Origin of the sequence: Aurantiacibacter sp. D1-12 (assembly GCF_028858515.1) — a bacterium.
GTDB lineage: Bacteria > Pseudomonadota > Alphaproteobacteria > Sphingomonadales > Sphingomonadaceae > Alteraurantiacibacter.
Genome location: NZ_JAPJZJ010000006.1, coordinates 138698 through 159290, shown reverse-complemented (window position 1 = coordinate 159290; position 20593 = coordinate 138698). Strand labels below are relative to the sequence as shown.

At 60.9% G+C, this 20593-nt stretch carries 21 protein-coding genes; 13 read left to right on the top strand and 8 right to left on the bottom strand.

From position 1 onward, the window contains the following. Both OOZ52_RS12780 and OOZ52_RS12775 read left to right on the top strand, forming a co-directional pair. On the top strand, positions 1–1153 hold a 1153-nt coding region (locus OOZ52_RS12780), incomplete at its 5' end, for a hypothetical protein (protein WP_274698921.1). 208 nt (positions 1154–1361) lie between these two features. Continuing rightward, positions 1362–3827: a ligase-associated DNA damage response DEXH box helicase gene (locus tag OOZ52_RS12775; RefSeq protein WP_274698920.1), complete on the top strand. Its 2466-nt coding sequence runs from the start codon at positions 1362–1364 to the stop codon at positions 3825–3827. A gap of 4 nt (positions 3828–3831) precedes the next feature. On the opposite strand, the gene OOZ52_RS12770 is transcribed toward OOZ52_RS12775, so the two are convergent. The 6 genes from OOZ52_RS12770 to OOZ52_RS12745 form a co-directional block, all read right to left on the bottom strand. After that, on the bottom strand, positions 3832–4317 hold the full coding sequence (locus tag OOZ52_RS12770; protein ID WP_274698919.1) for a hypothetical protein: 486 nt from the start codon (positions 4315–4317) through the stop codon (positions 3832–3834). A gap of 106 nt (positions 4318–4423) precedes the next feature. Next, complete coding sequence (locus OOZ52_RS12765; protein WP_274698918.1) at positions 4424–4867, bottom strand: ExbD/TolR family protein; 444 nt, start codon at positions 4865–4867, stop codon at positions 4424–4426. A gap of 213 nt (positions 4868–5080) precedes the next feature. Then, on the bottom strand, positions 5081–5518 hold the full coding sequence (locus OOZ52_RS12760) for an ExbD/TolR family protein (RefSeq protein WP_274698917.1): 438 nt from the start codon (positions 5516–5518) through the stop codon (positions 5081–5083). Positions 5519–5555: 37 nt separating this feature from the next. Then, the gene (locus OOZ52_RS12755) at positions 5556–6089 is read right to left on the bottom strand and encodes an ExbD/TolR family protein (RefSeq protein ID WP_274698916.1); all 534 of its coding nucleotides are present in this window, start codon (positions 6087–6089) and stop codon (positions 5556–5558) included. An 80-nt stretch (positions 6090–6169) separates the two neighbouring features. Next, complete coding sequence (locus OOZ52_RS12750; protein WP_274698915.1) at positions 6170–6949, bottom strand: MotA/TolQ/ExbB proton channel family protein; 780 nt, start codon at positions 6947–6949, stop codon at positions 6170–6172. Positions 6950–6982: 33 nt separating this feature from the next. Further along, a complete protein-coding gene (locus OOZ52_RS12745; protein ID WP_274698914.1) occupies positions 6983–7645 on the bottom strand; it encodes an energy transducer TonB in 663 nt (220 codons plus the stop codon). 363 nt (positions 7646–8008) lie between these two features. On the opposite strand from OOZ52_RS12745, the gene OOZ52_RS12740 reads away from it, so the two are divergent. Next, the gene (locus tag OOZ52_RS12740; protein ID WP_274698913.1) at positions 8009–8899 is read left to right on the top strand and encodes a hypothetical protein; all 891 of its coding nucleotides are present in this window, start codon (positions 8009–8011) and stop codon (positions 8897–8899) included. 93 nt (positions 8900–8992) lie between these two features. After that, positions 8993–10300, top strand: a complete 1308-nt coding sequence (locus tag OOZ52_RS12735; RefSeq protein WP_274698912.1) for a homoserine dehydrogenase — start codon at positions 8993–8995, stop codon at positions 10298–10300. Here the strand turns inward: OOZ52_RS12735 and OOZ52_RS12730 are convergent. After that, positions 10297–10782, bottom strand: coding sequence for a hypothetical protein (locus OOZ52_RS12730; RefSeq protein WP_274698911.1), 486 nt, complete (start codon positions 10780–10782; stop codon positions 10297–10299). The two genes, OOZ52_RS12735 and OOZ52_RS12730, sit on opposite strands and share 4 nt — an antisense overlap. Positions 10783–10837: 55 nt before the next feature. Here OOZ52_RS12730 and glpX point away from each other — a divergent pair, with 55 nt between their 5' ends. Further along, positions 10838–11830: a class II fructose-bisphosphatase gene (gene glpX, locus OOZ52_RS12725; protein ID WP_274698910.1), complete on the top strand. Its 993-nt coding sequence runs from the start codon at positions 10838–10840 to the stop codon at positions 11828–11830. Positions 11831–11917: 87 nt separating this feature from the next. Then, on the top strand, positions 11918–12853 hold the full coding sequence (locus OOZ52_RS12720; RefSeq protein WP_274698909.1) for a ribose-phosphate pyrophosphokinase: 936 nt from the start codon (positions 11918–11920) through the stop codon (positions 12851–12853). A 16-nt stretch (positions 12854–12869) separates the two neighbouring features. Here the strand turns inward: OOZ52_RS12720 and OOZ52_RS12715 are convergent, their stop codons facing one another. Further along, positions 12870–13850 carry a DUF6597 domain-containing transcriptional factor gene (locus OOZ52_RS12715; protein WP_274698908.1) on the bottom strand — a complete coding sequence of 327 codons (981 nt, stop codon included), beginning with the start codon at positions 13848–13850 and terminating at the stop codon, positions 12870–12872. Positions 13851–13916: 66 nt separating this feature from the next. On the opposite strand from OOZ52_RS12715, the gene OOZ52_RS12710 reads away from it, so the two are divergent. The 7 genes from OOZ52_RS12710 to OOZ52_RS12680 all read left to right on the top strand — a co-directional run bounded on the left by OOZ52_RS12710 (position 13917) and on the right by OOZ52_RS12680 (position 20573). Then, the gene (locus OOZ52_RS12710) at positions 13917–14690 is read left to right on the top strand and encodes an inositol monophosphatase family protein (RefSeq protein WP_274698907.1); all 774 of its coding nucleotides are present in this window, start codon (positions 13917–13919) and stop codon (positions 14688–14690) included. 76 nt (positions 14691–14766) lie between these two features. Further along, complete coding sequence (locus tag OOZ52_RS12705) at positions 14767–15492, top strand: N-acyl amino acid synthase FeeM domain-containing protein (protein ID WP_274698906.1); 726 nt, start codon at positions 14767–14769, stop codon at positions 15490–15492. Next, the gene (locus OOZ52_RS12700) at positions 15489–16226 is read left to right on the top strand and encodes an aspartyl/asparaginyl beta-hydroxylase domain-containing protein (protein ID WP_274698905.1); all 738 of its coding nucleotides are present in this window, start codon (positions 15489–15491) and stop codon (positions 16224–16226) included. The genes OOZ52_RS12705 and OOZ52_RS12700 overlap by 4 nt, the downstream gene beginning before the upstream one ends. Positions 16227–16393: 167 nt before the next feature. Continuing rightward, the gene (locus tag OOZ52_RS12695; RefSeq protein ID WP_274698904.1) at positions 16394–18790 is read left to right on the top strand and encodes a TonB-dependent receptor; all 2397 of its coding nucleotides are present in this window, start codon (positions 16394–16396) and stop codon (positions 18788–18790) included. A 209-nt stretch (positions 18791–18999) separates the two neighbouring features. Next, on the top strand, positions 19000–19203 hold the full coding sequence (gene rpmI / locus OOZ52_RS12690) for a 50S ribosomal protein L35 (RefSeq protein ID WP_048884691.1): 204 nt from the start codon (positions 19000–19002) through the stop codon (positions 19201–19203). Positions 19204–19217: 14 nt separating this feature from the next. Then, on the top strand, positions 19218–19577 hold the full coding sequence (gene rplT / locus OOZ52_RS12685) for a 50S ribosomal protein L20 (RefSeq protein WP_274698903.1): 360 nt from the start codon (positions 19218–19220) through the stop codon (positions 19575–19577). A 141-nt stretch (positions 19578–19718) separates the two neighbouring features. Beyond that, on the top strand, positions 19719–20573 hold the full coding sequence (locus tag OOZ52_RS12680) for a helix-turn-helix domain-containing protein (RefSeq protein ID WP_274698902.1): 855 nt from the start codon (positions 19719–19721) through the stop codon (positions 20571–20573). The last annotated feature ends 20 nt before the right edge of the window (positions 20574–20593 follow it).

Below are 20593 nucleotides of genomic sequence, written 5' to 3'. Positions count from 1 at the left end.
CGAACCCGAACCCGAACCCGAACCCGAACCCGAACCCGAACCCGAACCCGAACCCGAACCCGAACCCGAACCCGAACTGATAGCGCCGCGCCCCGAGCACATGCGCAACGAGATTGCGCGTGGAGCTGCGCTGGAGCGCGTGGTGATATCGGCCCCTGCCGTGCCACCCACGAAAGAGGGGCCGCTCGATTTCGATGAGACAGGCGAGGAAGCTGGCGGCGCGAACGACGGCTACGAGCCGGGAACCGGATATGCCGACCCGACCGACTATCTCGATACGCTTCCGCCCGATAATCCGCCCGGCCCATGGGAGCGCGAACCCTATACCTATGACCGCGCCTATTCGCCCATCGAAGATCGCGATCCGCCGCCGGGCTCCCAAACCTATGCACCGATGGAGCTTTTCCGGCACTTCGAGATGCACAAGTACTGGTTCTGGTGGGTAGGCGGCCTGGCCGTGCTGGTGAGCATGTGCTCCAGCGACGATGAGGTGCGTTCACCCCCGCCACCAGCGGTCATCGAACCGGCGCAGATCATCGAGCGACCGTCTGACAATGGAGAGCCAATCGATGCTGCGCGCGCCAATGCCATCACGCGGGACCTGTTCGGCCAGAATATCGATTGGGTGCAGCTCAATGCCAATGCGATGCCGCTGGCCCGTGAACTGGCAGACCGCATGGGTTACACCTTTGCCGATGCGCAGGCTCGCCGGGCCATTGTGCGCCGCGCGATCCTTGATGCGCGACAGGTCGCTTCGCGTGAAAGTACAATCGAGATCGCGCGCCTTCAGCTCGCGTGGCTGCTCACCGCGCGCGAGGCAGGCGGCGATACTTGCGTTACCGTTGTAAATGGCATCTTCGGAGGCGGCGCTCCGGAAATGCGCGAAGACTGGATCAGGTTTGAGCAGAGCCTTGCCGCAACGCTCACGCTGGAAGGCGCCTTCGCTCGCCGCCTTGATCCTCCAACAACGCGCGAACTGCCCGAGTGGGCGCTGACTGCTGCTGTCGGCGCAACGGGGTTGGAGCAGCAGCAAGTGGTCCAGACCCTCGTCATGCCCATGCATCCGCAGGCATGCGATACGCGCATCGCCATTCTTGAGGCCTTGCTGGAGCGCAGCGACGAGGCACCCGACGCGGCATTTCGCAGCCTGTGAAACCGACCCATTGGCTGGTGCGTTGACCCGGCATGATGTCCCAAGGCGCTTTGAGTTTCCTACAGACCCTCAGCGTGCAACAAGGGGGCATGTCATCGCTCCGTCCCGCCTTTCCCGCACTGCTACTTACAGGCGAAACGGGGCCGGGAATTTTAGCTCCAGGACAGTGTAACAGGTGTAACAGGTTAGCCCTGAACGGAGCGGCGCGATGAGCGAATCGCGCGTCCCGCCAGAGATCACCGCCTGGTTCGACAGCCGCGGCTGGCGCGTGCGGCGGCATCAGGAGGAGATGCTCGCAGCAAGCGATGCCGGAAAGCACGCAATGCTCGTGGCGGACACCGGCGCGGGAAAGACGCTGGCGGGTTTCCTGCCAACGCTGGCCGACTTCACGCCTTCGCGGTTGGATGGGGGGAAGCCGCCTGAGGGCCTGCACACGCTCTACGTCTCTCCATTGAAGGCGCTTGCGCACGATGTGCAGCGCAACTTGGTCACTCCGGTTGAAGAGATGGGGCTGGGCCTGCGCATCGAAACGCGCAGCGGTGATACCCCGTCCGACCGCAAGAAACGCCAACGCGCCCGCCCCCCGCACGTGCTGCTGACGACGCCCGAAAGCCTCTCGCTACTGCTCAGCTATGAAGACAGCTTCGAGCTGTTCAAGGGCCTGAAGCGCGTGGTGGTAGACGAGGTGCACGCCTTCGCCACCCAGAAACGAGGCGACCTGCTGACACTCGCGCTGAGCCGCCTGCAAGCGATTGCGCCCGATATGCAGCGCGCTGCACTCTCGGCCACGGTGGCTGATCCTGAGGGGTTCGCTGCATGGATCGCTCCATGGGGTGACATGGATGCGGTCGAGCTGGTGCAGGGTGAGCAGGGGGCCGAGCCGGAGCTTGAGATCCTGCTGCCGGACGAGGAGCGCGTGCCTTGGGGAGGTCACGCGGCGACTTGGTCGATCGGCCAGCTGCACGAGCGTATCCGTGCCAACAAGACGACACTCGTCTTCACCAACACCCGCTTCCTGGCCGAGTACATTTTCCAGCATCTGTGGGATGCGAACGAGGAGAACCTCCCCATCGGAATCCACCACGGCTCGCTCTCCAAAGAGGCGCGCCGCAAGGTGGAAGGCGCGATGGCGCGTGGCGAACTGCGCGCGCTGGTGTGCACGGCTTCGCTCGATCTGGGTGTCGACTGGGGCGACATCGATCTGGTCGTGCAGATGGGCGCGCCTAAGGGATCGAGCCGCCTGCTCCAGCGGATCGGGCGAGCGAACCACAGGCTGGACCAGCCGAGCAAAGCATTGCTGGTGCCGGGCAACCGGTTCGAGTTCCTTGAGGCTTTCGCGGCGCAACAGGCGGTAGGGGAGGGCATGCGCGACGGCGAGGACTTCCGCCCCGGCGGTCTCGATGTGCTCGCCCAGCATGTGATGGCCTGCGCCTGTGCGGGGCCGTTTCACGAGGATGCTCTGCTCACCGAGGTGCGCAGCTGCTTGCCCTATGCGCAGGTGGATGAGGTGGTGTGGAAGCGTGTCTTGGAGTTCGTTACAACAGGCGGGTATGCTCTCAAGGCCTATGACAAGTTCCGGCGGATCGTGCGCGACAAGCAGGGCACCTGGCGGCTCAGCCACCCGGAGCGCGCCTTCCAGCATCGCATGAACGCTGGGATCATCGTCGATGCCGAGATGATCGAAGTACGGTTCCGCAACGGCCGCTCGCTGGGCAAGGTTGAGGAGCGGTTTGCGGCGGGATTGCGCCCCGGCGACACCTTCCGGTTCAGCGGCGTGAACGTCGAAGTCGAGCAAATGAAGGACATGGAGCTGGTGGTGCGGGCCAGCAAGAAAGCGGCGACGATCCCGAGTTATGGTGGGCTGCGCCTTCCGCTCAGCACACATCTGGCGGAGCGTGTTCGCGGGCTGCTGACCGACCGTGCGGGCTGGTCGCGCTTTCCCGATGACGTGCGCGAATGGCTGGAAGTGCAGGACTGGCGCTCGCAAATGCCGGGGCCGGACAACCTGCTGGTCGAGAGCTTCCCGCATGCGCAGAAGCATTACACGCTCTATTACACCTTCACCGGGTGGAACGCGAACCAGTCTCTCGGCATGCTGATCACCGCGCGGATGGAGGCACTGGGGCTGATGCCCGGCGGCTTTGTGGCGAACGATTACTCGCTTGCCGTGTGGAGCCTGAAGCCGGTGGAGGACCCGCGTCCGCTGCTCTCGCCCGACATCTTGACCGAGGAGTTCATCGACTGGGTGCAGGACAGCTACCTGCTACGCCGCGCCTTCCGCGAGGTCGCGGTGATTGGCGGGCTGGTCGAACGCCAGCATCCGGGCAAGCGCAAAAGCGGCCGGCAGGTCACCTTCAGCACCGATCTGATCTACGACGTGCTGCGCAAGTATGAACCCGACCATGTACTGATCGAAGCTGCTTGGGCTGATGCGAGGGCGAAGATGACCGACGTCGGGCGGCTGCGCGACCTGCTCGATACCGCGGCCGAACGGATCGAACACGTAACGCTCGACCGCGTCAGTCCGCTCGCTGTGCCGGTGATGGTGATGATCGGACGCGAAGCCGTGCCGCAGGGTGGAGCCGATGACGAGCTGCTGCTGGAAGCGGAAACGCTCGCGGGCGCGGCGATGCGGGTGGAGGGACTACAGCTACCGGACGGGAAGGGGGATTAGCGGCCTAACCCAGCCAGACCGTTTCCAGCGCCTCCCAAGGGCAGGCCAGGCCGACAAGGTCTCGATTGGGTACTCGATAGGATTCGGGTGCTAGCTCATCAACAGGCACTCTTGTCAGCATGAAAGGCGCTGGATGCGAGGTGAACGTTCGATACTCATGTGTGCCCGAGAAGCACAGCTCTGAACCGAGCATGCTCTCCGAGATGATCGCCAGAGCTCGCGCAGAGGCGAGGTATGACGCTTGGGGATGGGGATCGAAGGCGATGACTTGAAGAAAGGGCTGAGCAGCGGCCAGATCCAGCCTTGCTGCGAGTTCCGCTTCGCTCACGGGGTCACCATCTATCGAAATGCTTCCCGCTTCATTCAGGGTCACCCGTACAGCTGAAGGAAGGGGCTCTGGCCAGGGGGAGCTGTCGCGGCCCTCGGCGTAGGTGGGAAAGTCGAAGGTTATGGCATGTGTTTGCTGCGGAGCGCCGATCCAGACGAACATTCCCACAAACGTGGCAAGCGCGCCCGCGACCACGTCATAGCGAGGGCGGGAGAGCGGCTCGCCATGATCGTGGGGGAGGTGGAGCCAGCGGTGCCGGCGCCTCAGGCTACTCGGCATCGAAGGTGCGGTACTGATGCGCTCCGGCGAAGGCGAACTTGGAGATGTTCGCATCGTCAACCAGGTTGATCACCTGCACCGACGCGTCATAGCTCGCATTGGCTTCCGGCTCGAAGCGGATCACAGGTGCATCGGGTGCAGATGCGGCCAGAGCGAGACGGTTTTGCAGTGTTGGACGGTCCACGGGTTCGCCATTCCACAAGACACTGCCATTCTCGGTCACCACAAGCGCAATGTGCTCACTGTTGGGTGTGACTTCAGTGGTGCCGACGGGAAGATCAACCTCGATTGAATGGGTCGCAATCGGGATGGACATGATGATCATCACGAGGAGAACCAGGAGCACATCAATCAGCGGGGTGATGTTGAGTTCGCTCATCGGCTGCGTGTGGGTGGCGTAACGACGTTCCAGCAGACGGGACTTGAGAGCCATATTCGATCTCCTCTCCTTGGTATGTCACAACATAACATCACGAATGAATGAAGAAGTCAAACCAGGAGGTTGCATTGGCGCCCCCTCAAGTTGGGCGAGTGATTTACAGGAGGCGTGCTTCCTCACCACCTGCGGTAAGGCAGTGGCCGCAAATGGCAGATACAAAAAAGGGCGGCCGGAGCCGCCCCTTGATGTTTGGTTTGTGGCCGAGACTTACTCGCCGGCAGAGAACTGCCGATAGCGCTCGTTCCCGACGAAGCCGAACTTCGTCACGCCCGAACCCTTGATGATTGCGAGCACTTCCGCCGAAAGCTCGTAGCTTGCATTAGCTTCCGGCTCGAATTGCAGCTCCGGCTCCACTGCGAAGGTGAGCGATTCGGCAAGGTTGCCGCGCAGCTCGCCAACACTCAGCGGTTGAGCGTTCCAGAGGATCTGCCCGTCCTGGGTCAACACGATCTTGTTCTTGATCGGTTCGACTTCAGGGGTGTCCGGGTTGTTGACCGGCGAAGGCAGGTCAATGTTCACCGCGTGGGTGGCCACGGGGATGGTGATAATGAACATGATGAGGAGAACGAGCAGAACGTCGATCAACGGCGTCATGTTCATTTCCATCATCGGGCTGCCATCATCACTGCCGCCTGACATTGCCATGATTGCGTACTCCTAAATTGCTTTATCGAACTGCTGATCAGCCCTCTGGGTCGACCGGGTTCGAAATGAAGGCGACGGTCGGGTAACCGGCTGCCTGCACGTTGAAAATCGTGCCGGCAACGCAGCGCCACGGGGCGTTTACGTCACCACGGATGTGGACCTGCGGGATAAGATCAGGATCAGCCATGATCGCTTCCGGGCCGCCAGCGCGCTGTACAATCGCATCGAGACGCTCGAATGCGCGGTCATACAGTTCGGTTGAGTCGACCAGCGTGGTGTTGTTCAGGAACACGCGGCATTCGCCTTCACGTGTCGCCCCTGTAAACCCACTGCGGATCGTTCCAGGCGTGCGGCCTTCGGCATCCGTCGTGGTCACCGTGATCAGCAGGTTTTCGACCTTGTCGTCTGAATCCTGCGTCTCGATGATCGGAATGCGCAACTCCTCGACCGTCTGGATGGCCACCGGAACGGCGATCAGGAAGATGATCAGCAGGACCAGCATGACGTCCACCAGCGGCGTGGTGTTGATGTCTGACATTGGCGTTTCTTCACCGCCTAAGGCTATGGCCATGTGTCTTTTCCTATTTCACTTAAGTGAGGAAGCGGCGGGCACCAGCATGCGAAGGTGCCCGCCAGTTCATGCAAACGGCCTTACTTCTTCGGCGCAGCAGCCGGGGCTGCTTTGGCCGGAGCCGCCTTGGGTGCGGCCTTGTTGGCAGCAGCAGGTAGCGTCGGCTTTACAACGCCGTTCGAAGTAATGTTCGCCTGCAGATCGGTCGAGAAGCCTGACAGCATCGCAGCGATGCGGCGGTTACGCGACTGCAGGTAGTTGTAGGCGAACACGGCCGGCACAGCCACGAGCAGACCGATAGCGGTCATGATCAGGGCTTCACCAACGGGACCGGCAACCTGGTCGATCGAAGCCGAACCGGTTGCACCGATCTTGATCAGTGCGCGGTAAATACCGATCACCGTACCGAGCAGGCCGACGAACGGTGCCGTTGCACCCACGGTAGCGAGGAACGGAAGGCCGCCAGCGAGCTTCGCATTGATCGAGGCTTCCGAACGGGCAAGCGTTCCGTGCAGCCAGTCGTGCGATTCAAGACTGTCGGTCATCTTGGCGGATTCGTCGCCGGCACGGATGCCGTCATCCACCAGCTGGCGCCATGCACTGTTCTTGTCGAACTTCGTGGCGCCGTCCTTGAGCGAACCGGCGCGCCAGAATGCGGCACGGTTGGAACGGTATTCTTTCATCACCTTGTTTTGCTCAAAGTACTTGGTGATCAGGATGTAGAACGATCCGACCGACATGATGATCATGACGCCAAGGATCGACCAGGCGACGGGGCCGCCTTCTTCCATGGCTTCCCAGAAGCCAAAGCTGGTCTGGGGTGCTTCGCCGCCAGCAGCGGCCAGAATTTCGATAAGCATGCTTGTAATCCTCTTCTAAGAGAAACTGAGTAATTAGTTGAGCCGGTAAACGATCGTGGTGGAGGCACTTCCCGTTGTCGGGTTGCCATTGCGGTCAAGCGCAGGGTTGTAGCGTGCATATCTACGCATCCCGTCGCATGCTGCCTCCTTCAGGATGTCATCGGCAGATCCCGATGCAGTACATCCCGAAACACGGCCTTCCGCATTGATCGTAACATTCACCCGAACCTGACCTTCGATTTCGCGACGGATTGCGCGTGAAGGATAGGCTTCCTGAATGCGCCGAGCCCAGCGGTTTTGGTTGTCCGGTGAAACTCCGCGCGAGAGATCAGGCGCTGGCGGCGGCGCTGGTGGCGCAACCGGAGCCGGCGGCGGAACAATCAAGGCAGGCGGAGCCGGCGGAGGAATGTTCTGCTGCGTCTGCACCTGCGGCGGATTCACCGCGACATTGATCGGCGGTGGCGGCGCAACCGGCGGTGGCGGCGCAACTTCTTGCTCCGGCGGCGGTGGCGGCGGTTCTTCTTCAGGTGGCGGCGGTTCCTCAATATCCACAGTCGTCACGCGCTCTACGGCTTCCTTAAAAGCCGAATAGGCGAGACCGGTAACCAGCAAATAGCCAATACCGATGTGGATAAGGGCAACGATGATAATCGCGAATATGCGAGTACCGCTCATTTCTTGGTCAGCGTATGCCATCCAGTCCCTTCACTCCATTATCTGCGCCGGTTTGACCCGGCATTCTCGACCAACAAGCGTAACACCCTGCCAGCCGTGGCGGATTGTTGTCCAGCCCAAAATGCTGTCCTGCGTTACCAACCAAGCAAAGAAACATTTGTGCCCGATTGGCCACATCCGGATTATTTTTGTTATTCCCGGGGGCTTTTCGGAGCGCGTCTTAACCGTATGGAAGGGTATCGGCAAACGCTTTTCTATTAAGTGGCAATTCATCCGCCTTTCCCTCTGGTAGCCAAGCCTCATTTTCTCGGATTGGCGTGTGTTTAATGCGTCTTGAGGGGGCGGCATTGCATTTCATGGCCCGATCAGGGCAGAGGGATTCGCATGACTAAGGATAGTGGATCGAGACCGAATCGCTGCAACTGGCGCGCTGTCGCTGCGACCCTGGGTGCAGCAATGCTGATGGCGTGCTCAACGGTCATGCCCGCCCAGTCGCAAGAAAGTGGAGTGGCGGAATTGGGGCCGGGTGAAGATCCGACCTATGCCGATCTCGTTACCTTCGCACTGGCCTCTGACCTTGTGGCGATTGTGCAGGTGGATGATGCCATCGCCTTCCCGCCTGAACGCGCGCCGGATGTTCCGGCAAGCCGTGTGCGGTTGTACATCGAATCGCTCACGCAGAGTCTGCTTGCCTCGGATCGCGGGGTAGGCGAATCGTTGGTCTTTGTGACCGATACTGACCGGGAGTCCGATGGCGACGTGCCTGATTGGGAGGATCGCAGCTTCGTGATCTTCGCCGATCAATCAACAACACGTCCCAACGAAGTGCAGCTGGTTTCATCGCGCGCCATGTTCCCGACCGGCCCGGTTATCGAAGCGCGCGTTCGCCGCGTTCTGCGTCAGCTGGCAGCATCCGATGCGCCGCAAGCAATAACCGGTCTGCGCGATGTGATTTCGATTGCAGGGAACCTTGCGGGCGAATCGGAAACGCAGATGTTTGTTGAAACCGCATCCGGTGCTCCTGTCTCGCTCACCGTCTTGCGGCGCCCGGGAATGGAACCGCAATGGGGCGTTTCGCTGGGCGAGATTGTCGATACCTCGGCGCGTCCACCCGAGCGCGAATCGCTCGCGTGGTTCCGTTTTGCCTGTTCGCTACCTGCCGATCTACCCGCCGATGCCTTCCTGCAGAGCGACCGTACCGCTCAGCAGCGTGCACGCGAAGATTATGCCTTTGTCCTGCGCGCGCTCGGTCCGTGCGAACGTAGATATAGTTGAGCGCGAGGAAGCCCATCTCGCTTGCGCGTGCAGGGCTGCACCCGTAACCCGCCAGTCTCAAAATCAGGGCCTGACAAGCAGGGACGGGGAATCATGACAGACACATTGCGCATCGCCTTGGCAGGGCTGGGCACCGTTGGAGCGGGTGTGATCCGCTTGCTCAATGAGAACGGCGCCCTGATTGCCGGCCGTGCGGGTCGTCCGATTGAGGTGGTCGCTGTCTCCGCACGTGACCGCGCCAAGGACCGTGGTGTCGATCTCTCTGGTTATGCCTGGGAAGATGACATGACTGCCTTTGCCGCCCGCGATGATGTTGACGTGGTGGTAGAGCTTGTCGGTGGGTCCGATGGCCCGGCTTTGGCGCTCGCCCGCAAGGCCTTGGGTGGAGGCAAAGGCTTTGTCACCGCGAACAAGGCGATGGTGGCGCATCACGGGCTTGAGCTCGCGTCTCTGGCCGAATCGAGCGGTACTCCGCTGCGCTACGAGGCGGCAGTCGCGGGCGGCATTCCGGCCATCAAAGGGCTGGGAGAAGGCGCAGCGGCCAACCGGGTCGAGCGTATCTACGGCATTCTCAACGGCACCTGCAATTATGTGCTCTCCGAAATGGAAAGTACGGGGCGTGACTTTGGTGATGTGCTCGCTGAAGCGCAGTCGCTCGGCTATGCCGAAGCCGACCCGACTTTTGATATCGAAGGCGTCGATGCCGCGCACAAGCTTTCGATCCTTGCGGCACTTGCCTTTGGCACTAAACTCGATTTTGACGCGGTTGACGTTTCCGGCATTAGCCGCATCCGCGCAGCCGACATCGCGCAGGCACGTGCGCTCGGTTATGTCATCCGTCTGCTTGGCCTTGCCGATTGCGCTGCGGACGAGAGCGGGCGGCACCTGTTCCAGCGTGTCGCACCTTACCTTGTCCCGGCCGACCACCCGCTTGCCGGCGTAACCGGCCCCACCAACGCTGTGGTCGGAGAAGGCAATTTTGTGGGGCGCCTGCTGTTCGAAGGTGCCGGAGCAGGCGACGGACCGACCGCAAGCGCGGTTGTCGCCGACCTTATCGATATCGCGCGCGGAAACTCGCAGCCGCCGTTTTCACTTCCTGTGAGTGCGTTGGAAGAGAGTGCGCCCGCCGATCCGGGTGGCCGCCTCAGCCGCGCCTATATCCGTATGATGGTGGCAGATCGCCCAGGCGTACTGGCGGAGATCACTGCTGCAATGCGCGATGCCGGTGTATCGATCGAGAGCCTGATCCAGCAGGGGCAGCGTGAGGAAGATGGCAAACCGGTGCTGGTGGCAATGGTCACACATGACGGGCCCGAGGCCGGCGTAACCAAGGCGCTTGCCCTGCTGGAAGGGTCGTCCAACCTCGCGGAAGAGCCGCTGGTAATGCGCCTGCTTGGCTAATCGTCCTCGGACAGATCAATCGCCACCCGCTCGCCAATGGCCGGGCGTGGCATCTCGCCATCCGGCTCGGCCCTGCTGACCAGTTCGGCATCTTCACTGCTTAGCGGTTCAGGGTAGATCGAAAGATCGACCATGATCGCCGGCTCGGGAGCCCACCCGACGCGCATGCAGGACAGTGTCCCAACCGATTCGGGATTGGTTACCCAGCAGGGCGGATCAGTGAGTCCGGGGATGATGGTCCGGTCGGATTGAACTTCGCGCGGGATGGGCGAGCGGTAACGTTCCTGATCATCAAGTTCGCGGCAGACCAGAATGATACCATCTTCCTGTGCTTCGGTCTCGCAAGGTCTTGCATTGGTCAGCGGATCGGGGGCGTCCTCTTCCACCTCGCTTTCCTGTGCGGGGCCATAGGCATCTTGCGCGCTCACCGGTGCTGAAATGAACGCGAGACTGGCAAACAATATGGCCTTGGTTCTCGACATCCACGTACCTCCTGCTAAGCGGTCCGCAAATGAGGTGCTGGAGGCTGAATTGGTCATGAATTCGACGGACAAGAGTGAACAGAGTGTACTCGACCGGGTGCTGGTGCTGGAAATGGTGCGCGTTACCGAAAGCGCTGCCATTGCCGCATCGGACCTGATTGGTCGGGGTGACGAGAAGGCTGCCGATGCTGCAGCGGTCGAAGCCATGCGTCGCGCGTTTGATACTCTGTATATGGACGGCACCGTCGTTATCGGTGAAGGCGAGCGTGACGAAGCGCCGATGCTTTACATTGGCGAGAAGGTCGGCGGTGCTCCGGGCAAGGGCCCGAAGATCGACATCGCGCTTGATCCGCTCGAAGGCACCACCATCACCGCCAAGGCCGGGCCCAACGCGCTGGCCGTACTGGCCGCTGCTGAAGAAGGTGGCCTGCTCAACGCGCCGGACGTGTACATGGACAAGCTCGCGGTTGGCCCGGGTTATCCCGAAGGCGTGATTAGCCTTGAAAAGAGCGTCACCGAAAATGTCATGGCGGTCGCCGATGCGAAAGGGGTCGAGCCCAAGGACATCATTGTGTGCGTGCTGGATCGTCCGCGTCATGCAGACATTATCGCCGAGCTGCGGGGCCTCGGCTGCGGCGTGGTGCTGATTGGCGATGGCGACGTGGCGGGCGTGATCGCGACCACCGATCAGGACACGACTATCGACATGTACATGGGCCAGGGCGGAGCGCCCGAAGGCGTACTTGCTGCGGCGGCGCTTCGTTGCGTGGGTGGGCAGTTCAACGGTCGCTTGGTGTTCCGCAATGATGATGAACGCGCGCGTGCGCGCAAATGGGGCATCGAGGATCTCGACCGGATCTACAAGCTGGAAGACCTTGCCAGCGGCGATTGCATCTTCGCCGCGACAGGCGTCACCGAAGGCTCGCTTCTGTCCGGCGTCAAGCGCATCAGGCGCCCGAACGGCGACCGTGTGATGACGACAGAAAGCGTCGTTATGCGCGCTAGTTCGGGCACGGTGCGTTGGGTGAAGGGCGAGCATAAGCTCTGACGGGGGAAAGCCCCCTCAACCAATGTTGCGTTTCGATGACGCTCCGCTAGGCCGGAAACATCACCAGCCAACAGGGATTCGTGCGCCATGAAGATCATGTCCGGCAACTCCAACTTGCCGCTCGCCAGGGCCATTGCGGCCTATCTCGAAGTCCCTCTGACCGATGCAAGCGTTCGTCGTTTTGCAGACGAAGAGATTTTCATCGAGATTCACGAGAATGTGCGCGGTGAGGACGTGTTTATCGTCCAGTCCACCAGCTATCCCGCGAATGACAACCTGATGGAACTGCTCATCGGTATCGACGCGCTGCGCCGTGCCTCGGCCAAGCGCATCACCGCTGTCATCCCCTATTTCGGCTATGCGCGGCAGGACCGGAAGCCCGGCCCACGCACGCCGATTTCTGCGAAGCTGGTGGCCAACCTGATTACCGAAGCCGGCGCTGACCGCGTGCTGGCGGTGGATCTTCACGCGGGACAGATCCAGGGCTTCTTCGATATCCCGACTGACAACTTGTATGCCGCGCCGACAATGGCTGCGGATATCCAGGCGCGCTATGGCGATGAGGACCTGATGGTTGTCTCGCCCGATGTTGGCGGCGTGGTGCGCGCGCGGGCACTGGCGAAACGCCTCGACAACGCCCCGCTCGCTATCGTCGACAAACGCCGCGATCGCCCCGGCGAAAGCGAAGTGATGAACATCATCGGCGACGTGAAGGGCCGCAGCTGCATCCTGATTGACGATATCGTCGATTCGGGTGGCACGCTGTGCAATGCTGCGCAGGCGCTGCTCGATCAGGGCGCGAAGAGTGTGGCGGCCTACATCACCCATGGCGTATTGTCAGGTGGTGCTGTGGCGCGTGTCGACAAGTCTGCACTGAAGGAGCTGGTGATCACCGACTCCATCCAGGCGACCGACGCCGCCAAGGATTCCGGCCGCATTCGAGAGCTGACCATTGCCCCGCTGCTCGGTGAAGCGGTTCGCCGCATTGCCGACGAAAGTTCGGTTTCGAGCCTGTTTGACTAAGACTGCTTGATCGGGCCTATTCGGCGGGTTGCCGCGAGCGCGGCTCGCTATCGGGATCGCGCCACGGGCCGAGTTCTTCCGGCCCCAGTCGGTTGAGCGCATCGAGCCGTCTGCGCTGGCGCACTTCGAGTGCGAGCCGCAGGAACGGGTGCGTCCCGTTTTTCAGCTCGGTCGGCAGCATATCGAAGAAAGCGCGAACCTCCTTGATCTGGTGTGACTGGTCGAAATAGCGGTCTTCGATTTCAGGCTGGTCTTCGGGGCGCGCGACGCCCAGCAATGCGGCCCCCATGTCCAGCGCGCGTGCCCGGCGCAGGGCCTGTTTGGGCGTAATGCCGAAACTTTGCTTGATGCTGCGCTCGATCGTGCGTTTCGACACCGCTTGACGGGCGGCGAATTCTTCGACCGACACGTCAGGTTCGGCGAGGCACGCGGCTTCGAAGTCGGTCGCTATCTGGCAGGGCCCCGCCTTGCCACTCTTGGCGACTAGCGGGCGTAGAAACTGCTCCTCGAGCACCGCCAGCCAGGTTTCATAGTCGTTGCCCAAGGGCACGAGCTTGCCGAGCGGTACGTCGCGATCAAAGTAAAGGTCCAGATCGATGATCCGGTTCACCGTTTCGGCCGCGGGCGGGAAGCCGAGCAGGTCTGCTGTACCAGCGTTGAAGTGTAGCGCTATTGCGATGTATTTCCCGGCAATGCTCAAAGGCATGCGGCGCGTTTGCGGCCCGAAGTAGAGCGCCTTGCCGTGCTCTCCCGGCTCCCAAACCTGCTCGCCATCGGCCGTGCCGGCGGTCCAGGCATCGTGGAAAATCCATGTAATACAGGGATGGTCAACTGTGCGGCCACAGTTGACGCGCACGCCTGGCGGAAGCTCTCCTTCAGACACGCTCCACCAATAGAACCACGGCCGCAGATCTTCCGCAGGAGCTCTCGAAAGCGCAAGCGGAGATCCGCTACGGGTTGCACCCGTTTGCGATGTTATACGCGGACCCGTGTTCATTACGGAGTTTCTTGCGGAAAATACTGCCCAATTGCAACATTGGGCATGTCGGTTAGAAGGGCCGCCATGGCTTCTCCTTCAGACATTGCTCTTGCCCACCGCCTTGCCGATGCTGCGCGTGCGGAAATCCAGTCGCTGTTCCGCACCGTGATCGAAAGCGAGGCGAAGGGTGATGCCTCTCCTGTCACTCTGGCGGACCGGAATGCCGAAGCCGCGATGCGCAAGCTAATCGAGGCGGAATGTTCGGCAGATGGCATCCACGGCGAGGAATACGGCGTCAAAGACGGGGTGTCTGGCCGCCAGTGGGTGCTCGATCCGATCGACGGCACGACTGCGTTCCTTGCCGGCAGACCCATCTTCGGTACATTGATTGCGCTGCTGGCGGACGGCTTTCCGGTGCTTGGCATCATCGACCAGCCGATTCTCGGCGAGCGCTGGCTCGGCGTTGCCGGGCAGGAGACAACGTTCAACGGCAAGCGGGTCAAAGCGAGGCTCTGCCCGGAACTGGACAAGGCCACGATTGCCACAACGGGGCCGCACTATTTCTCGGTCGAACAGGGCGACAAGTTCATGGCGCTCGCCGGGCAAACCGATCACAAGCGCATGGTGATGGGCGGTGATTGCTACAACTATGGCTGTCTCGCTTCGGGTCAGATCGACATTGTGGCCGAGGCAGGGCTCAAGTTGCATGACTATGCGGCTCTGGTCCCGGTGGTCGAAGGCGCTGGCGGGGTGATGGGGGACTGGCGCGGAGAGCCGCTGCATGCCGGGTCTGATGGCACTGTGTTGGCCATAGGCGATCCCGCGCGGCTGGAGGATGTAGTCGAGATCCTCGCCTGAGCGATAAAAACGGTTTCTCCAAAACCATTTACACGGACTACAATGCCCCTCGCGACTCGCGGCAAGGGGAGGCATAATGGCGATTGCGGCGGCAAAGGATCTGGGCGCGTACGAGAAGATTGAGCGCCTGCTTGCGAGAGCCACGACACCCGCTCAGAAGTTGCAAGCGCTAGTCGATGGTCTGCAAACCCTCGTAGTTGATGCCCGCCTGAAAGGTGCCGTCGCGAAATTGCGATATCGCGCCTATCGCAATGCCGGTGCGGTCGGTGCCAACGGAACCGGTGCAATATGGGAAGAGTGTGACCGTGACCTAAACGCGCGTACTTTCGCGATTGTTCTGGAAGGCATTCCACTCGCTACGATCCGGGTGCATGTGGCGCGCAGTTCGTGCGCTTCATCGCCATGCTGTCTGGTCTTTCCCGAAATTGTTGCACCCTGGTTTGCAGAAGGACGGGCGATCATCGATTCATCGTGTTTCTGCGTCGAGCCGGAATTGGCGCAGCGCTTTCCTGCTCTGGCGCTGGCGGCGGTCCGGATTCCGGTGGTGCTGGCGCAAACCTTCGCGCCATCGTGGCTGGTGGCGACACCGCGGCGCGGGCACGAAGGGTTTTACATGCGCAACTTCGGCGGGAAGCGTTTGGCCAAGTCGCGGCCGTATCCCGGGCGTGACCGCCCGCTCGCGCTGGTCGGCAATCGTATGGAACTGATCACCGAGAAGATATTTCGGCGTTATCCTGCCTATCGTGCTGGCGATGCGGAATTGGACGCCATGCGCGATCTGTATGTCGGGGCTGCGCGGTGAGCGAGCGGGAAGAACCTGTCGCGCCGCCGCGCACGCTCAGCATCGCGGGAGGACTGGTGCCCAAGGTCGAACGGCTGATCGCCAAGTCCTCCGTCCATGGCGACCCGGCGTTCTATGATCCCACGCTGTTTGAATGGACAGCGAAACTAGAGTCAGCCCATCCCGCAATCCGCGCCGAGCTGGATGCTCTGCTGCTATCACGCCAACCCATCCCCGGCTTTGAGGAAATCAGTCACGACCAGACCAAGCTGACCGATGACAAGCGTTGGCAGACCTACTTTCTGCTCGGCTACGGCGTGCCGTTCGAAGACAATATTACGGCATGCCCACAGACATGGGCGGCGCTGCAGTATGTGCCGGGTCTTGTCACCGCCTTCTTCTCCATCCTTGCACCGGGCAAGAGCATCCCGCTCCATCGCGGCCCCTACAAGGGCGTGCTGCGCTATCACCTTGGCATGAAGGTTCCTCCGCGCGGCGATATCGACATCACGGTTGGCAATGAAACGCGGGGCTGGGAAGACGGCAAGAGCCTCGTCTTCGACGACACCTATCTCCACAAGGCGCGCAACCTCTCGGGTGAGGAGCGTGTGGTGCTGTTTGTCGATTTCGAAAGACCGCTGCGAGCTCCGCTTTCATGGATCAATCGCGGCGTGCTCAAGCTCATTGCCCGCTCTGGCTTCGTGCAGGAAGCCAAGAGCAACTACGAGGAGTGGCGACGCGCAAATACTGCGTAATATCTGTGGGTTGCGCGAAAAGCGCGTGTTGCTGAATTGAGACACACGGTGTCGAACCGCAGTCAATCTGCTGCCACCCTCTTCCGAGCCGAACGAAAGCGATGTAAATTCCGCTTGTTTCAAATGCCGCACAAGAACGGTGAGAGATGCATCTGGAGGAGAGATATATGCGCAGCTTTATTACGTTTTCGGGGGGCTGTCGTACGGCTCTGCTTTTCGGCACTGCCGCAGTGGCTTTGTCCGCTGCGCCCGTAATGGCGCAGGATACGGGCGAAGAAGAGACCGCTCAACGCGGCAACACCATCGTGGTAACGGCGACCAAACGGGACGCCAATATCCAGGACATTCCGTTTTCCATCAACGCGCAGACCGCTGACGATATAGAACGTTCCGGCGCAGTGACGCTGGAAGACCTTTCGCGCAATGTCGCGGGCCTTTCGGTGCAGAACCTTGGCCCGGGCCAAAGCCAGGTCTCTGTTCGCGGCGTTTCGGCAGGGCAGGTCGTACGTGACCAACCGGGCGTAAAAGAGCAGGTCGGCGTCTATCTTGATGAAAGCGTGATCTCGCTCTCGCTGTTCACTCCCGATCTTGACCTGTTCGATCTCAATCGCGTGGAGACCTTGCGCGGACCGCAAGGCACGCTGTTTGGCTCTGGCTCGGTCGGCGGTACCATCCGCTACATCACAAATCGTCCAGAGATCGGCGTGACTGAAGGCACGATCGAAGCCAACCTCAACCGCCCACGCGATGGCGATCTGGGCTGGTATCTCAAGGGTGCGATCAACGTGCCGATGGGTGATAATGTCGCCGCGCGTGTTGTCGGTTATTACACCGAATATGGTGGCTTTATCGATGCAGCCGGTTCTGGCGGTGGCCAGAACGTCAACGGCGGCGAGCGTTACGGCGGCCGCCTTGCAATCCGCATAGACAACGGGAATGGCTTCAGCCTGACGCCGCGCCTTGTCTATCAGCGGGTCAATGCTGACGGGTTCAATCGGCAGGAGATTTTCAATCTCTATGCCAACCCCTTCACCACACAGTCGCCTGCATTCACCTTTGATGAGAGACAGCAATATCTGTTGCAGCGCGAAGCCTTTGAAGACGAAACACTGATCGCTGACCTGGTGGCAGAGATTGAACTGGGCGGCGTTGTGCTGACCTCGGTCACGTCCTACACCAACCGCGATATTCTGGTTAGCCGCGATGCCAGCGCGCTCACGGGCTCTGTCTCGGTCGATCTCGGCTATCCGGTTGACGCCGTTCTTCTGCCGTCAAACCTGCGGGACACAACGGATCTGGAAACCTGGACGCAGGAGTTGCGCCTGGCTTCGGATTCGGATGGCCCACTGCAATGGGTGCTCGGCGGTTTCTATTCGGACACCAGCCGTTTCTATCGCCAGCGCCTTCCGACACCGGGTTACGACGCCTTCACCGATCAGGTATTGGGTGCCGGAACTTCGGCAGCCGTGGCAAATGGCTTCCCGGCCAATTCTCCGTTCAACTCCGATCTACCCTATGACATCGAGCAGATCGCGGTGTTCGGTGAAGCGACCTATGCGATCACCGATGCTTTCGATGTCACCGTTGGCGCGCGTTACTATGACTTCGATGAAACGCGCACGATCACCACGGGTGGTCTGTTCGCCAATGGCGATACCGGGCAGGTCGACACGACCAGTTCGGACGGCATCAGCCCGCGTATCCTGCTGAGCTATGACATCTCTCCCGATGTTACCCTCAACGCGCAGGCATCGAAGGGCTTTCGCCTTGGCGGCGTGAACGATCCGCTCAACACCCCGCTGTGTAACGCAGAGGACCTGGCGCTGTTTGGCGGCTTCCAAGACTATAACGATGAAACGCTGTGGAACTACGAAGCCGGCGTGAAGGCGCAAGGCGACGGGTTCTATTTCAACGCGGCCGGTTTCTACACCGACATCAGCAATCTGCAGGTGACGCTCGATGCGGGCAGTTGCTCCTCGCGCATCGTCTTCAACGTGCCCGAGGCGCATACGCTGGGTGTCGAAGCCGAATTCGGCATCAGTCCGGCTGAAGGTCTGGACTTCGTCTTCTCCGGCAGCCTGATCGAGGCCGAGTTTGACACAACGCTGCCCGACCCGTTGGCCGGTGCAACGGGTATCCGCGAAGGGAACCGTCTGCCGTCGGTACCCGAATTCCAGCTCTCGGCATCGGGTAGCTATGAATTCCCCGTGGCGGATAGTGCTGACGCCTATGTCGCGGCCACTTTCACCCACGTGGGCAATCGCTATACGCAGCCCGCTGACCAGGAAAACAATCCGCGAACATTTGTGCACGGCCTGCCTTTCCTCGGCGCGCCGGCAACGGCATCGACCACGGTCGATCTGCTGCTGCCTTCGTATAACATTGTGAACCTGTCGGCAGGTGTCGATCTGGACAACGGCCTCTCGGTCATTGCCTATCTCAACAATGTGTTTGACGAGAACGCGCTGCTGTCTTTCGACCGTGAGCGTGGGGGGCGTGCACGGCTTGCCTATCGCACCAATCAGCCGCGTACCCTGGGTCTGACTATCCGCAAGGACTTCTGATCGGCCCAGCCATAGCGGCGCAGCAGCCCCCGCGAACCGGAGACGGTTTGCGGGGGGTTGCATCTGCGGGGCGGGGCGCGAAATCAGGGCTTGCATTTTGCGCCTGCGAACTCTAATTGCGCGCCCTTCACTGACACGTGATTATCTTCCGGTCTGGCTGAAAGGGCTGCCAGGGCTGGTTGGACGTGTTTCTGACCAAGGAGACGAAAATGCCCAAGCTGAAGACCAAGAGCGGCGTCAAAAAGCGCTTCAAGCTCACTGCCACCGGCAAGGTCAAGCATGGTGTCGCTGGTAAGCGTCACCGCCTGATCAGCCACAACGCCAAGTACATTCGCCAGCAGCGCGGGACCAAGGTTCTTGCCAAAGCCGATCAGGCTGCGGTCAAGAAGTGGGCCCCCTACGGACTCGATTAAGGGAGGTCTGAGACATGCCACGCATCAAACGCGGTACGACCACCCGTGCCAAGCATAAGCGTATTCTGGAACAGGCGAAGGGCTATCGCGGCCGTCGCAAGAATACCATCCGCGTCGCTCGCCAGGCCGTCGAAAAGGCCGGCCAGTACGCCTATCGCGACCGCAAGGTTAAGAAGCGCAACTTCCGCGCCCTGTGGATCCAGCGCATCAACGCTGCCGTTCGCGCCGAAGGCCTGACCTATTCGCAGTTCATGCACGGCGCCAAGCTCGCCGGTATCGAACTCGACCGTAAGGTTATGGCAGATCTCGCCATGAATGAAGCCGAAGCATTCGGTCTCATCATCAAGCAGGCGAAGGACGCTCTTCCCGCGTAAGGCCGACCAAGCCGAACCAATTTGGGGCGCCGGGTGCAAATCCGGCGCCCTAATTGTTTGTGCTGTGCGCATTTCCGCGCCACAAGGCTGCCTATGCAGGGGCAGGCAGATCACAGTTCGGGGCTACGCACATCTTCGCATGTGGAAAGCAAGTTCTATGCGCCGCCGCGTGAATTCGAAGGGTGCTTCACCACCTTCTACCGGCTCAACCTCTCGATCGATGCCGGAGAGAAAATCTGCGACTACATGCCGCCGGAATGGGCGAGCATCCGCTTCTTCAGTGGTGACGTGCCCGATGCCCAGATGGGTGAACAAAGCCTGATCGATGCGCGTGTGGCTGCGTCAGGCCCCCGCAGCCTCGCGGCGAAATTTGCTCTGGGCGACACGCGCATGTGGGGCATCGGCATCATGCCGCTCGGCTGGGCTCGACTATTCGACAGTGATGCCGATGCCGTCGCCGACAAGGCGATGGACGCGGAAAAGCACCCTACGTTTTGCAAATTTGCGCCCCTCGCCGATGTGCTGTGCGACGATTCCGTTCGCGAAACAGAGCAGTATGACGCGCTGGTCGATTTCATGCGCGAGGCCATGCAGCCGCATCCGGAGGAAGAGCGCATCCTGCGCATTCACCGCGCACTGGTTGAAGAGGATCTCTCCAAAGTTACCGATTTCGCCGAACGCGTGCAATTGAGCGTACGCACGCTTGAGCGTCTGTGCTGTCGTTTCTTCGGCTTTACGCCAAAACTTCTCCTGCGCCGCCAACGCTTCATGCGCAGTCTGTCCGCCTTCATGCTGCAAAGTGAAGGCAAGTGGACCAAAGCCATGGACGCGCACTACCATGACCAGGCGCAGTTCAGTCGCGAATTTGCCGCTTTCATGGGTATGACGCCGACCGAATACGCGGCTTTGGATCATCCGTTCTTGCGGTCGTTTACCGCCGCGCGGGCGGCTGTCGTCGGCTCGCCAGCGCAGACACTCGACGCGCCGGACCGTTAGACAAATGGCCCAAGGGCGCA

Coding starts and splice junctions, on each gene's coding strand:
- OOZ52_RS12740 (WP_274698913.1), top strand. CDS start 8,009: ATGACTAAGGATAGTGGATCGAGACCGAATCGCTGCAACTGGCGCGCT.
- OOZ52_RS12715 (WP_274698908.1), bottom strand. CDS start 13,850: ATGAACACGGGTCCGCGTATAACATCGCAAACGGGTGCAACCCGTAGC.
- OOZ52_RS12760 (WP_274698917.1), bottom strand. CDS start 5,518: ATGGCAATGTCAGGCGGCAGTGATGATGGCAGCCCGATGATGGAAATG.
- OOZ52_RS12765 (WP_274698918.1), bottom strand. CDS start 4,867: ATGGCTCTCAAGTCCCGTCTGCTGGAACGTCGTTACGCCACCCACACG.
- OOZ52_RS12695 (WP_274698904.1), top strand. CDS start 16,394: ATGCGCAGCTTTATTACGTTTTCGGGGGGCTGTCGTACGGCTCTGCTT.
- OOZ52_RS12770 (WP_274698919.1), bottom strand. CDS start 4,317: ATGTTCGTCTGGATCGGCGCTCCGCAGCAAACACATGCCATAACCTTC.
- OOZ52_RS12735 (WP_274698912.1), top strand. CDS start 8,993: ATGACAGACACATTGCGCATCGCCTTGGCAGGGCTGGGCACCGTTGGA.
- rpmI (WP_048884691.1), top strand. CDS start 19,000: ATGCCCAAGCTGAAGACCAAGAGCGGCGTCAAAAAGCGCTTCAAGCTC.
- OOZ52_RS12775 (WP_274698920.1), top strand. CDS start 1,362: ATGAGCGAATCGCGCGTCCCGCCAGAGATCACCGCCTGGTTCGACAGC.
- OOZ52_RS12755 (WP_274698916.1), bottom strand. CDS start 6,089: ATGGCCATAGCCTTAGGCGGTGAAGAAACGCCAATGTCAGACATCAAC.
- OOZ52_RS12720 (WP_274698909.1), top strand. CDS start 11,918: ATGAAGATCATGTCCGGCAACTCCAACTTGCCGCTCGCCAGGGCCATT.
- OOZ52_RS12750 (WP_274698915.1), bottom strand. CDS start 6,949: ATGCTTATCGAAATTCTGGCCGCTGCTGGCGGCGAAGCACCCCAGACC.
- OOZ52_RS12705 (WP_274698906.1), top strand. CDS start 14,767: ATGGCGATTGCGGCGGCAAAGGATCTGGGCGCGTACGAGAAGATTGAG.
- OOZ52_RS12730 (WP_274698911.1), bottom strand. CDS start 10,782: ATGTCGAGAACCAAGGCCATATTGTTTGCCAGTCTCGCGTTCATTTCA.
- rplT (WP_274698903.1), top strand. CDS start 19,218: ATGCCACGCATCAAACGCGGTACGACCACCCGTGCCAAGCATAAGCGT.
- OOZ52_RS12710 (WP_274698907.1), top strand. CDS start 13,917: ATGGCTTCTCCTTCAGACATTGCTCTTGCCCACCGCCTTGCCGATGCT.
- OOZ52_RS12745 (WP_274698914.1), bottom strand. CDS start 7,645: ATGGCATACGCTGACCAAGAAATGAGCGGTACTCGCATATTCGCGATT.
- glpX (WP_274698910.1), top strand. CDS start 10,838: ATGAATTCGACGGACAAGAGTGAACAGAGTGTACTCGACCGGGTGCTG.